Raw genomic sequence first — 12,795 nt, 5'->3', positions numbered from 1 at the left:
CAGCATCCGGGAATTGCCTGCCCATCGGAGCCAGAAAAATGCAGCGTTCGATTGCCACCGTGTCCTTGAGCGGTACCCTGCCTGAAAAACTCGAAGCCATTGCCGCCGCAGGCTTCGAGGGTGTCGAGATCTTCGAGAATGACTTGCTGTACTACGCCGGCAGCCCGCGGGAAATCCGCCAGCGTTGCGCCGACCTGGGCCTGGCAATCACCCTGTTCCAGCCGTTTCGCGACTTCGAGGGCTGTCGCCGCGATCGCCTGGCCCGCAACCTCGACCGCGCCGAGCGCAAGTTCGACCTGATGCAGGAGCTGGGCACCGATCTGGTGCTGGTGTGCAGCAACGTCGCCGCCGACGCCATCGGCGAGCGCCAGGTGCTGGTCGACGACCTGCGTCTGCTGGCCGAGCGCGCCGGCGCCCGCGACCTGCGCATCGGCTACGAGGCCCTGGCCTGGGGCCGGCATGTGAACACCTGGGAGCAGGTCTGGGACATCGTCCAGGCCGCCGACCACCGCAGCCTCGGGATGATTCTCGACAGCTTCCACACCTTGTCGCTCAAGGGCGACCCACGGGGCATCGCCCAGGTCCCTGGCGACAAGATCTTCTTCGTGCAGATGGCCGACGCGCCCCTGCTGGCCATGGATGTGCTGGAGTGGAGCCGGCATTTCCGCTGCTTCCCGGGGCAGGGCGAATTCGACCTGGCGGGCTTTCTTGCGCCGATCCTGGCCAGCGGCTATGACGGGCCCCTGTCGCTGGAGATCTTCAACGACGGCTTCCGCGCCGCGCCGCCCCGGGCCAATGCCGCTGACGGCCTGCGTTCGCTGCTGTACCTGGAGGAAAAGACCCGCCAGCGCCTCGCCCAGCAGAGCGTGCCGCTGGCGCAGGATGAACTGCTGTTCGCACCACCGGCAGCCAGCGCCTACGATGGCATCGAGTTTCTCGAATTCGCCGTGGACGACGCCCTGGGCGCCAAGCTGGGTAACTGGCTGGAGCGCCTGGGCTTCGCCCGTGCCGGCGTACACCGCTCGAAGAACGTCAGCCTGCTGCGCCAGGGTGACATCAACCTGATCCTCAATGCCGAACCCTATTCCTTCGCCCACAACTTCTTCGAAAGCCATGGGCCTTCGCTGTGTGCCACGGCCATCCGGGTCAAGGACAGCGCCCAGGCCCTGGCCCGGGCAGTGGCCTACCAGGGGCAACCCTACCGCGGTCTGGTCGGGCCCAACGAGCGTGAACTGGCGGCGGTGCGGGCACCGGACGGCAGCCTGATCTACCTGGTCGACCAGGACGCCGAAGGCCGGACCATCTATGACACCGACTTCAGCCTGCAGCAGCAACCGGCCAACAGCCTGGGGCTGACGCGCATCGACCACATGGCCCTGGCCTTGCCGGCCGACGGCCTGGACAGCTGGGCGCTGTTCTACAAGAGCGTGCTGGATTTCACCGCCGACGACGAAGTGGTGCTGCCCGACCCCTATGGCCTGGTCAAGAGCCGGGCGCTGCGCAGTCGTTGCAGCTCGATCCGCCTGCCACTGAATATCTCGGAGAACCGCAACACCGCCATCGCCCACGCGCTGTCGCACTATCGCGGCTCGGGCGTGCACCATATCGCCTTCGATTGCGCCGACATCTTCGCCGCGGTCAAGCAGGCCAAGGAGTCCGGCGTGGCCCTGCTGGACATCCCGCTGAACTACTACGATGACCTGGCGGCGCGCTTCGATTTCAACGACGAGTTCTTGAGCGAACTGGCCTACTACAACGTGCTCTACGACCGCGATGCCCAGGGCGGCGAGCTGTTCCACGTGTACACCGAGCCGTTCGAGGAGCGCTTCTTCTTCGAGATCATCCAGCGGCGCAATGGCTACAGCGGTTATGGTGCGGCCAACGTGGCCGTGCGTCTGGCCGCCATGGCCAAGGCGCGGGGCGGGTCGCCGGCGCCGGCGCGTTTGTAGTCAGGCTTTCTTCCTCAAGTCCCGGGGCTCATAATCACCGGGTTAACCGTTGGCCAAGAGTCCCGTATGACGACTACCCCAGCACTTGGCGCAGCGCCCGGACCGGCGCTGCGCAAGGGCCGCAAGAACAACCCGGAAAAGACCCGCGAGAACATCCTGCAGGCGGCGATCAGCGAATTCGTCCAGCAGGGCCTGGCCGGTGCCCGGGTCGATGCCATCGCCGAGCGCACCCACACCTCCAAGCGCATGATCTACTACTACTTCAACAGCAAGGAGCAGTTGTATGTAGAGGTGCTGGAGAAGCTCTACGGGGATATCCGCAGCACCGAAAGCAGCCTGCACCTGGCCGAGCTCGAGCCGCGCCAGGGCATACGCCGGCTGGTGGAATTCACCTTCGACCACCATGACCGCAATGTCGATTTCGTGCGCATCGTCTGCAACGAGAACATGCACCATGGCGAGTATGTGAAGCGCTCCTCGGCCATTCGTTCGATGAACAAGACCGTGTTGATGGCGCTGGATGAGTTGCTCAAGCGTGGCGCCGACGAGGGCGTGTTCCGCCAGGGCCTGGAGGCGCTGGATGTGCACCTGTTGATCAGTTCGTTCTGTTTCTATCGGGTCTCGAACCGGCACACCTTTGGCGAGATCTTCCAGGTGGAGTTCGAGGACAAGGCGATCAAGGACCGCCATCGGGAGATGATCTGCGAGTCGGTGTTGCGCTATCTGCAGGCCTGAAATTGCCCTCGGACTTTGTGGGAGCTGCCGATAGGCTGCGATCGGGCGCGAAGCGGCCGTAAAACCAGACCGCCTCAGTGCATCTGACTCAATGAGGTGGCCGGATTGCGACTGCTGTGCAGTCGATCGCAGGCTGCGCCAGCTCCCACAAAGGCAGTTGCTCCCATAAGCCCTGCGATGCTTTTCAGCTGCCCATGCGCCCGAAATGCGCCAGCATCCGCGCCGCATCCGCCTCGCGCCCGCTGAACAGTTCAAACGCCTTCACCGCCTGGAACACCGCCATGTTCGAGCCATCCAAGGTACGGCAGCCCAGTGCCCGGGCTTCACGCAGCAACTCGGTTTCCAGCGGAAAGTAGACGATCTCCGCGACCCACAGCTGCGCCCGCAGCAAGGCCTTGGGCACCGGCATCCCCGGCAGTTTGGCCATGCCCATGGGCGTGGTGTTGACCAGGCCGTCGGCGCTGGCCAGGGCGCTTTGCAGCTCATGGCCGACGCGGGCGCGGCTGCCCTCGAAGTGGGCGTTGAGGTTGTCCACCAGCGCCTGGGCGCGGGCCAGTTCGACATCGAACACGGTCAGTTGGCCAACCCCTTCGGCCAGCAGCGCATGGGCCACCGCCGCCCCGGCGCCGCCGGCGCCCATCTGCACCACCTGGTTGCGTGGCGCGTCGCTCAGCCCCCGGCGAAAGCCTTCGGCAAAGCCCAGGCAGTCGGTGTTGTGGCCGACGCGCTTGCCGTCCTTGAGCACCACGGTATTGACCGCACCAATGCCCCGGGCTTCGTCCGAGAGCTCGTCGAGTAGCGGCAGGATCGCCTGCTTGCACGGGAAAGTGATGTTCAGGCCGGTGTAGCCCATGGTCTCGGCAGCGGTGAGCAGTTGTTCCAGGGCGCTGCTGTCGAGCTTGAGCTGGTCCAGGTCGATCAACCGGTACAGGTAGTTCAGGCCCTGGGCACGGCCTTCGTGTTCATGCAGTGCCGGGGTGCGGGAGGCCTGGATGCCTGCGCCGATCAGGCCGGCGAGGATGCCGGGGGAGGGGGCCGGGTTCATCGGATAACTCCAGTGTTGTTCTTGAAAGGAAGCCTTAGATGAAAATGTACCGTTTGGTTAATTTGGTCAATCGGCGCAGGGGGCTCGTGCTGCTTTTCTGTGCGCTGATCGCACACCCTGTGCTAAACCTGTTGCTCGGCACCTGATCACGGAGCAAGACATGGCATTGCCGTTCAACGATTCGCAGTTGATGGGGGAAACCTGGCCAGGCCTGGCCAGCCTCACTCAGTCGATCCTCGCTGCCCTCGGTGGCCAGGGTTTTCGCAACAGTTTCCACCTCGACCGCTCGCAGGCCACCTGCCTGCTGCTGATCGATGGCCTGGGCTGGAACCTGTTGCAGGCCCATGCCCGGCACGCGCCGTTTCTGGCTTCGTTGATGCAGCCGGACTCACATTTTCGTGTGGGCTTCCCGGCGACCACCGCCACCAGCCTGGCCTCCGTGGCCTCGGGCCTGGGCAGTGGCGCCCATGGTATTGTCGGGTGCAGTTTTGCCCTGGATGCACACAGCGAACTGTCGCCGCTGTCCTGGACCACGGCAGCGCTTGCGACCGATGCAGAACCGGTCGCGGCACCGGCGCCGGGCGCGTTCATCGTGCCTCCCGATGCCTGGAGTGTGGCCAGCAAACAGGGCATCGCCATTAGCACGGTGATGCTCGGCCGCTACGCCGGCTCCGCGTTCAGCCAGGCGATCTACAAGGCCGGACGGATACTTCCGGCGCCGGCCTACGACGCCTATCCCGAATTGATCAACGCAGCGCTGACGGGCTCGGGGCCGGCCTTCTGTTTTGCCTATTTCGGCGACCTGGATTTCGCCGGGCATCTGTTCGGGCCGGGCTCGGACGGCTGGATCAAGCAACTGCAGATCGCCGACCAACTGGCCCAGAGCATTGCCTGCCGCCTACCGGAGCAGGTGCAACTGATGGTGATCGCCGATCACGGCATGCTGGCGCTGGACAGCGCCCGGGTGCGCGACTTCGATCTCGATCCGGTGTTGCAGGAGGGGGTGCGCGCCATCGCTGGCGATATCCGCGCGCGCTATCTGTATGTGCCGACGCAGCAGGATCGCGTGCATGAGCGCTGGCAGAATCATTTGGGTGACGACTACCGGGTGCTGTCCAAGGCCCAGGCCATTGCCGCCGGGTTGTTTGGCGATGTGCTGTTGAGCCAGGCCGAGGCGCGGATTGGCGATTTGATCGTGGTGCCGACCGGTGCTGGCGGGATCATTCGCAGCGAGGTGGAGAAGCATGCCAGCCAGTGGCGTGGACACCATGGGGCGTTGACCGATGAGGATCAGGTGGTGCCGTTGCTGACGATCGCGGGGCAAGCCCGCTCCTACAGGGTGTAGGAGCGGCGGTGCGACGATTCGACTTGCCCCGCGATGGGATTACCGCCGAACCAGCAACACCCCACTCTCCATGTGGTGCGTATACGGGAACTGGTCGAACAACGCGCAGCGCTCGATACGGTGCGTGTCGTGCAACTGGGCGATGTTGGCCGCCAGGGTTTCCGGATTGCAGGAGATGTACAGGATGTTGTCGAAACGCCGGGTCAGCTCGCAGGTGTCCGGGTCCATGCCGGCACGGGGCGGGTCGACGAAGACGCTGCCGAACTGGTAGCTCTTGAGGTCGATGTCTTCCAGGCGGCGGAACGGCCGCACCTCGTTGAGCGCCTCGGTCAGTTCCTCGGCCGACAGGCGTACCAGGCGCACGTTGTCCACGTTGTTGTCGGCCAGGTTGTGCAGCGCGGCATTGACCGAGGTCTTGCTGATCTCGGTGGCCAGCACCTTGCGCACCCGGGTGGCCAGCGGCAGGGTGAAGTTGCCGTTGCCGCAGTACAGCTCCAGCAGGTCGTCCTGGCGCTCGCCCAGCGCCTCATAGGCCCAGTTGAGCATCTTCTGGTTCACCGTGCCGTTGGGCTGGGTGAAGGCGCCTTCGGGCTGGCGGTAGCGGAAGCTGCGTCCGGCGACTTGTAGCTCTTCTACCGCGTAGTCGCGGCCGATCACCACGCGCTTGCCCTTGGAGCGACCGATGACGCTGACCCCCAGGTCGCTGGCCAGTTGCTGCGCGGCAGCTTCCCAGTGCTCGTCCAGTGGACGGTGGTAGCACAGGGTGATCATCGCATCGCCCGCCAGGGTGGTCAGGAACTCCACCTGGAACAGCTTGAAGCTCAGCGCCGCACTGGCCTGCCAGGCCGCCTTCAGGCGCGGCATCAGTTCGTTGATGCGCAGGCTGGCGATGGGGAAGTCTTCGATCAGAATCGGCGTGTACTTCTCGCCGGGCGCGAACATTGCGTAGAAGCGTTGCTCGTTCTCGCGCCACAGGCGGAACTCGGCGCGCAGGCGATAGTGCTCGCGCGGCGAGTCGAACAGCGCAGGTTCCGGGGCATCGAAAGGCGCCAGCAGCTCGCGCAGGCGCGCGGCCTTGGCGTCGAGTTGCTGGGTGTAGGTCGAAGGGTCGAAGACAGCACTCATGCGTTGAACCAGCCCAGCTTGATGACGAACAGGACAGACAGGATCACCAGCGCCGCGTTCAGGTCACGGCCACGGCCGGAGATCAGTTTGATCGCGGTCCAGGTAATGAAACCGAAAGCGATGCCGTTGGCGATCGAATAGGTCAGCGGCATGGCCAGGGCGGTCACCACGACGGGGGCCGCTTCGGTGATGTCGTCCCAGTTTATTTCCGCCAGGCCCGAGGCCATCAGCACGGCGACGAACAGCAGCGCCGGTGCAGTGGCGAAGGCGGGTACGCTGCCGGCCAGTGGAGCGAAGAACAGCGCCAGCAGGAACAGGATGGCGACCACGATGGCAGTCAGGCCGGTACGGCCGCCAGCACTGACGCCAGCCGCCGATTCGATATAGCTGGTGGTGGTCGAGGTACCCAGCAGGGAACCGGCCATGGCCGCGGTACTGTCGGCGATCAGGGCCCGGCCCATTTTCGGCATGTGGCCGTCCTTGCGCATCAGGCCGGCGCGCTTGGCAACGCCGATCAGGGTGCCGGAGTTGTCGAACAGGTCGACGAACAGGAAGGCGAAGATCACGCTGATCAGGCCGATATCCAGGGCACCCTTGATGTCCAGTTCGAGGAAGGTCGGGGCCAGCGAAGGTGGCATCGACACCACGCCGGCGAACGGCGTGACGCCCAGGCCGATCGAAGCGCCAGTGACGGCCAGGATGCCGATCAGCACGGCGCCACGGACCTTCAGCGACTCCAGGGCGACGATCAGGAAGAAGCCCAGGGTGGCGAGGATCGGTGCCGGTTGCTTGAGGTCGCCCAGGCCCACCAGGGTGGCCTTGTTATCGACGACGATACCTGCGTTGTGCAGGGCGATCAGCGCCAGGAACAGGCCGATACCGGCGGCAATCGCCGAGCGCAGCGGCAGCGGGATGCTGTTGACGATCCACTCCCGGATGCGAAAGATCGACAGCAGGAAGAAGCACACCGCCGAGATGAACACCGCGCCCAGGGCCACCTGCCAGGTGTGGCCCATGTGCAGGACCACGGTGTAGGTGAAGAAGGCGTTCAGGCCCATGCCCGGTGCCAGGGCGATCGGGTAGTTGGCGATCAGGCCCATGGTGGTCGAGCCGATGGCCGCGGCCAGGCAGGTGGCGACGAACAGCGCGCCCTTGTCCATGCCGGTCTCGCCGAGGATGCTCGGGTTGACGAACAGAATGTAGGCCATGGCCAGGAAGGTCGTGACGCCCGCGAGAATCTCGGTGCGCACGTTGGTGTCGTGTGCTTTTAGTTGAAACAGCCTTTCCAGCATGCCTGCTCCCCGTGGCGCGCCCCGGCGCCGTGAATGTATCGACCCCCTCAGCAAAGCACAGACCGTACCGGTGGGTGTGCAAGTTGATTGGGCCGGAAAAAAGCCGCGCATCATACCAGCATGCTCGCCAAGGGGTAATCAATGTCTCGATACACAGAAGATGTGCGCAGTTTCAGGGCGTTTTTCCCGATCAACTACGCTTGAAAGACAGCCACAGGAGAACGCCCATGAGCCATAGAGCCCTGATCGTAGTTGCCGAAGGCGTTGACGACCTGCAATGCGTGACCCTGATCGACGTGTTGCGCCGCGCCAAGGTAGAGGTGGTGGTGGGCAGCATCGAAGGGCGACGGATGCTCACCTGCGCCCGCGGGACGCGCCTGACCGCCGACGGCATGCTGGTGGATATCCTCGCCCAGCCGTTTGAGCTGATCGTGCTGCCTGGCGGTGTCATCGGTGCCAAGCACATGGCCGCGCACCAGCCCTTGCAGCAGCGGATGGTCGAGCAGGCCCGGGCCGGGAAGCTGTTTGCCGGCATTGCCGAGGCGCCGGCCTTGGCGTTGCAGGCCTTTGGTGTGTTGCGCCAGCGGCGCATGACCTGCCATCCCGATGTCAGCCAGCACCTGTCCGGGTGCAATTATGTCGACCAGCCGGTGGTGGTGGATGGTAACTGCATCACCGCCCAGGCTTCGGGCGCTGCGCTGGACTTTGCCCTGACGCTGGTGGAGCAATTGGCCGGCAAGGCGGCCAGGGCGCAGGTGGCGGGGCCGTTGCGGGTTTGACCGACCGCAGTTGTGGGAGCGGGCTTGCCCCGCGATGCGGTGCTGCGATTTCATTTGCATCGCGGGGCAAGCCCGCTCCCACCGATCGCCCTGAAGGTCAGCCCCGGGGCTTGCTGTGCATATGATCCCGCGCCGCCAGGGTCGGGAACAGCTTGATCCACACCCCGGTCACCACCAAGGTGCCGACCCCGCCCAGTACCACCGCCGGCACCGTGCCGAACCAGTGCGCGGTCAGCCCCGACTCGAATTCGCCGAGCTGGTTGGAGGCACCGATGAACAGCCCGTTCACCGCGCTGACCCGGCCGCGCATTTCATCCGGGGTCTCCAGCTGCACGAAGGCACCGCGTATCACCATGCTGATCATGTCGGCCGCGCCGAGCACTGCCAGCACCGCCAGGGAAAACCAGAACGAGGTCGACAGGCCGAAGGCAATGGTCGCCACGCCGAAGATGCCCACGGCGGTGAACATCACTCGTCCCACCTTGCGCTCCACCGGGAAGCGCGCCAGCCACACCGACATCAGCAGCGCACCCACGGCCGGTGCCGAGCGCAGCAGGCCCAGACCCCAGGGGCCGGTCAGCAGGATGTCCTTGGCGAACACCGGCAGCAGGGCCGTGGCACCGCCCAGCAGCACGGCGAACAGGTCCAGGGAAATCGCACCGAGGATGTCCGGTCGGCTGCGGATGAAGCGGATGCCGGCCAGTAGCGACTCCAGGCTGGCGCGGCCCTGCTGCGGGCGCTGGGCGCGCACGCTGAGGCTGAGGGTCAGCAGGCAGGCGCAGACGTACAGCAGCACGGTCAGGCCATACACCCAGGTACTGCCGAAGGCATAGAGAAAGCCGCCCACGGCCGGAGCGACGATGGTTGCCGCCTGCATCGCCGACGCCGACGCGGCCACGGCCCGGGGAAACAGCTCGGACGGCACCACGTTGGGCAACAGCGCCTGGGTGGCCGGCATTTCAAAGGAGCGGGCGCTGCCGAGCAGGAAGGCGAGGACGAAGATCAGCTCGCGCGTGACGTTGTCGGTGCTGCTGCCGACCACCAGGGCCACGGCGATCAGCGCCTGGGCGCTCTGGCACAGGGCGGCGACACGGCGGCGGTCGAAGCGGTCGGCGACGTGGCCGGTGTGCAGCATGAACAGCACCCGTGGGGCGAACTCCACCAGGCCCACCAAACCGAGGTCGAGCACATTGCCGGTCAACTGATACAGGTGCCAGCCGATGGCCACGGTCAGCATCTGGAAGCCGCTGGCGGTACACACCCGCGCGAGCCAGAAGGCGAGGAAGGGACGGTGGTGGCGCAGCAGCAACGGCGATTGGTCTGACATCGGCGCAACAGAGCCTCGGCGAAGGGATGGCGAGGCAGATTATCATCAACTTGTAACAACAGGTTGCAGGGGGGATTGTCCGTTGTGCGGTAAACGCACTGTTTTGGGGCACTTAAAATCGGCGACAACTGATCTGCGGCAATCAACCACACAACTGCGCGGGCCTTTCAGGACTATCCTTTCAAGCAGCCGTTGATCTGGATCAATAGTTTCATTTGCAACGGTATGGCCATGCGGCCGAATTCCCTGCGCTGTGACGTTTCCAGAACAATTCCAATCAGCCGCACTCGACTACCGTGGGGGCAGTTGGCGCCAAGGCCCAGGGCCTGACGCCGGATTACCTGACAGAGGAAGCACTATGTTCGGATTAGAGGCCCTTGATCTCGCCCGAATTCAGTTCGCGTTTACCGTGTCCTTTCACATCCTGTTCCCGGCCATCACCATTGGCCTCGCGAGTTACCTGGCGGTACTCGAAGGGCTGTGGCTCAAGACCAACAACAGTGTCTACCGTGACCTTTACCATTTCTGGTCGAAAATCTTTGCCGTCAACTTCGGCATGGGGGTGGTTTCCGGCCTGGTCATGGCCTATCAGTTCGGCACCAACTGGAGCCGCTTCTCCGATTTCGCCGGCTCCATCACCGGGCCGCTGCTGACCTATGAAGTGCTCACCGCGTTCTTCCTGGAGGCCGGTTTCCTCGGCGTCATGCTCTTTGGCTGGAACCGTGTCGGCCGCGGCCTGCACTTCTTCGCCACGGTCATGGTGGCCATCGGCACGATCATTTCGACCTTCTGGATCCTGGCCTCCAACAGCTGGATGCAGACACCCCAGGGCTACGAGATCGTCAACGGCGTCGTGGTCCCGGTGGACTGGTTCGCGGTGATCTTCAACCCGTCCTTCCCGTACCGCCTGATGCACATGGCCACGGCCGCGTTCGTCGCCACGGCGTTCTTCGTCGGCGCCTCGGCGGCCTGGCACCTGCTGCGCGGGCGTGACAACCCGGCGATCCGCAAGATGCTGTCGATGGCTATGTGGATGGCCCTGATCGTCGCCCCGATCCAGGCTGTGATCGGTGACTTCCATGGCCTGAACACCCTCAAGCACCAGCCGGTGAAAATCGCCGCCATCGAAGGCCACTGGGAGAATGTCGGTGACGAGCCGACGCCGCTGATCCTCTTCGGCATCCCCGACATGCAGGCCGAGACCACCCACTTCAAGCTGGAAATTCCGGCCCTGGGCAGCCTCATCCTGACCCACAGCCTGGACAAGCAGGTCCCGGCGATGAAGGAGTTCCCGAAGGAAGACCGGCCCAACTCCACCGTGGTGTTCTGGTCGTTTCGCATCATGGTCGGCCTGGGCATGCTGATGATCCTGGTCGGCCTCTGGAGCCTGTGGCTGCGCAAGCGCGACAAGCTCTACAGCTCGCGCCCGTTCCTGTACCTGACCCTGTGGATGGGCCCCTCCGGCCTGATCGCGATCCTGGCGGGCTGGTTCACCACCGAAGTCGGCCGTCAGCCCTGGGTGGTCTATGGCCTGATGCGCACCGCCGACGGTGTCTCCAACCATAGCTATACCCAGCTGGGGGTGACCCTGGTGATGTTCGTGGTGGTCTATTTCGCCCTGTTCGGTGCGGGCATCGGCTACATGATGCGCCTGGTGCGCAAAGGGCCGAAGACCGGCGAAGGCGAGGAAACCAACCCCGGTGGTCCTGGCCAGAAACGCACCCCGGCACGGCCGCTGTCCGCTGCCGACGACCATCCTGAAGACGGCGAACACGCCAGCCTGAGCAAGGGGAACTGAGTCATGGGTATTGATCTTCCACTGATCTGGGCCGTGATCATTATCTTCGGCATCATGATGTACGTGGTCATGGACGGTTTCGACCTGGGGATCGGCATTCTCTTCCCCTTCGTCAAGGGCGAGCAGGACCGCGATGTCATGATGAACACCGTCGCCCCGGTCTGGGACGGTAACGAAACCTGGCTGGTGCTGGGTGGCGCGGCCTTGTTCGGCGCCTTCCCGATGGCCTATGCGGTGGTGCTCTCGGCGCTGTACCTGCCGTTGATGCTGATGCTGGTGGGCCTGATTTTCCGCGGCGTGGCCTTCGAATTCCGCTTCAAGGCCAAGGCCGACAAGCGTCACCTCTGGGACAAGGCCTTCATCGGCGGTTCGCTGGCGGCCACCTTCTTCCAGGGTGTGGCCCTGGGCGCCTTCATCGAAGGCTTCAAGGTGGTCGACCGCAACTTTGTCGGTGGCACCCTGGACTGGCTGACGCCGTTCAGCCTGTTCTGCGGCCTGGGCCTGATCGTCGCCTACGCCTTGCTCGGCTGCACCTGGCTGATCATGAAGACCGAGGGCAAGCTGCAGTTGCAGATGCATGACCTGGCCCGTCCGCTGGCGCTGGTGCTGCTGGCGGTGACCGGTATCGTCAGTATCTGGACGCCGCTGGCCCATCCGGAAATCGCCGAGCGCTGGTTCACCCTGCCCAACCTGTTCTGGTTCCTGCCGGTGCCGATCCTGGTACTGGTGACCTTGTACGGCTTGCTCCGGGCGGTGGCGCGTAATGCCCACTACACCCCGTTCCTGCTGACCCTGGTGCTGATCTTCCTGGGCTACAGCGGCCTGGGCATCAGCCTGTGGCCGAACATCATTCCGCCTTCGGTGTCGATCTGGGAGGCGGCCGCGCCGCCACAAAGCCAGGGCTTCATGCTGGTCGGGACGTTGTTCATCATCCCGTTCATCCTCGGCTACACCTTCTGGAGCTACTACGTGTTCCGCGGCAAGGTGACCCATGAAGATGGCTACCACTAGGAGGGCCGATCATGACTGGCAAACACAGTGTCGATGAAGAGAAAAAACCGCTCTGGCAACGGCTGGGCTGGTTGGTCCTGATCTGGGGCGGCAGCGTGGTGGCCCTGGGGGTGGTGGCCTGGTTGATGCGCCTGTTCATGAGCGCTGCAGGCCTTAGCACCCACTGACACAACTTCCCATCCCGCCATGCGGCGGATTTTCAAACCCTTCGCAGCCCCAGCTGCGGAGGGTTTTTTTTGGTTCTTCACGGAATCCTGGGGAGGCTATGGTCCTTGGACTTGCGAGCTTATCCATTCCATGTGGCGACGCTGTCGGCCCCTTCCGCCTTTACGGCGGCCTACTTTTCTCTTGGGAAAAGTAGGCAAAACCGCTTGCTCCTGCATCCGGCC

Annotated in this window: 11 protein-coding genes; 7 read left to right on the top strand and 4 right to left on the bottom strand. The window is 64.3% G+C overall.

Features of this window, described 5'->3' with window-relative positions; translation table 11 throughout:
• Positions 1-38 precede the first annotated feature (38 nt).
• A complete protein-coding gene (gene quiC, locus M2D63_RS19570; RefSeq protein ID WP_285864646.1) occupies positions 39-1,949 on the top strand; it encodes a 3-dehydroshikimate dehydratase QuiC in 1,911 nt (636 codons plus the stop codon).
• Positions 1,950-2,015: 66 nt separating this feature from the next.
• A complete protein-coding gene (locus M2D63_RS19565; protein ID WP_285864645.1) occupies positions 2,016-2,684 on the top strand; it encodes a TetR/AcrR family transcriptional regulator in 669 nt (222 codons plus the stop codon).
• Between the two features lie 184 nt (positions 2,685-2,868).
• Here the strand turns inward: M2D63_RS19565 and M2D63_RS19560 are convergent, their stop codons facing one another.
• Complete coding sequence (locus M2D63_RS19560) at positions 2,869-3,729, bottom strand: shikimate dehydrogenase (RefSeq protein ID WP_285864644.1); 861 nt, start codon at positions 3,727-3,729, stop codon at positions 2,869-2,871.
• Positions 3,730-3,889: 160 nt separating this feature from the next.
• Here M2D63_RS19560 and M2D63_RS19555 point away from each other — a divergent pair, with 160 nt between their 5' ends.
• Positions 3,890-5,074 carry an alkaline phosphatase family protein gene (locus tag M2D63_RS19555; RefSeq protein ID WP_285864643.1) on the top strand — a complete coding sequence of 395 codons (1,185 nt, stop codon included), beginning with the start codon at positions 3,890-3,892 and terminating at the stop codon, positions 5,072-5,074.
• Between the two features lie 39 nt (positions 5,075-5,113).
• Here M2D63_RS19555 and trmA read toward each other — a convergent pair whose 3' ends face one another.
• Positions 5,114-6,199, bottom strand: coding sequence for a tRNA (uridine(54)-C5)-methyltransferase TrmA (trmA, locus tag M2D63_RS19550; protein WP_285864642.1), 1,086 nt, complete (start codon positions 6,197-6,199; stop codon positions 5,114-5,116).
• Positions 6,196-7,491 carry an NCS2 family permease gene (locus M2D63_RS19545; protein ID WP_285864641.1) on the bottom strand — a complete coding sequence of 432 codons (1,296 nt, stop codon included), beginning with the start codon at positions 7,489-7,491 and terminating at the stop codon, positions 6,196-6,198. The genes trmA and M2D63_RS19545 overlap by 4 nt, the downstream gene beginning before the upstream one ends.
• A 227-nt stretch (positions 7,492-7,718) precedes the next feature.
• Here M2D63_RS19545 and M2D63_RS19540 point away from each other — a divergent pair, with 227 nt between their 5' ends.
• On the top strand, positions 7,719-8,270 hold the full coding sequence (locus tag M2D63_RS19540) for a DJ-1 family glyoxalase III (RefSeq protein WP_285864640.1): 552 nt from the start codon (positions 7,719-7,721) through the stop codon (positions 8,268-8,270).
• 97 nt (positions 8,271-8,367) lie between these two features.
• Here the strand turns inward: M2D63_RS19540 and M2D63_RS19535 are convergent, their stop codons facing one another.
• Complete coding sequence (locus tag M2D63_RS19535) at positions 8,368-9,597, bottom strand: MFS transporter (RefSeq protein ID WP_285864639.1); 1,230 nt, start codon at positions 9,595-9,597, stop codon at positions 8,368-8,370.
• 358 nt (positions 9,598-9,955) lie between these two features.
• On the opposite strand from M2D63_RS19535, the gene M2D63_RS19530 reads away from it, so the two are divergent.
• From M2D63_RS19530 to M2D63_RS19520, 3 genes are read left to right on the top strand one after another with little or no spacing between them, the layout of a single operon-like run.
• On the top strand, positions 9,956-11,395 hold the full coding sequence (locus tag M2D63_RS19530; protein WP_285864638.1) for a cytochrome ubiquinol oxidase subunit I: 1,440 nt from the start codon (positions 9,956-9,958) through the stop codon (positions 11,393-11,395).
• A 3-nt stretch (positions 11,396-11,398) separates the two neighbouring features.
• Positions 11,399-12,406, top strand: coding sequence for a cytochrome d ubiquinol oxidase subunit II (cydB, locus tag M2D63_RS19525; protein WP_285864637.1), 1,008 nt, complete (start codon positions 11,399-11,401; stop codon positions 12,404-12,406).
• An 11-nt stretch (positions 12,407-12,417) separates the two neighbouring features.
• On the top strand, positions 12,418-12,573 hold the full coding sequence (locus M2D63_RS19520) for a DUF2474 domain-containing protein (protein WP_285864636.1): 156 nt from the start codon (positions 12,418-12,420) through the stop codon (positions 12,571-12,573).
• Positions 12,574-12,795: the final 222 nt, after the last annotated feature.

The organism is Pseudomonas sp. BJa5, assembly GCF_030272875.2.
Lineage (GTDB): Bacteria > Pseudomonadota > Gammaproteobacteria > Pseudomonadales > Pseudomonadaceae > Aquipseudomonas.
Note: the sequence above shows the minus strand (reverse complement) of the source record. Positions and strands in the feature narration are given on the sequence as shown.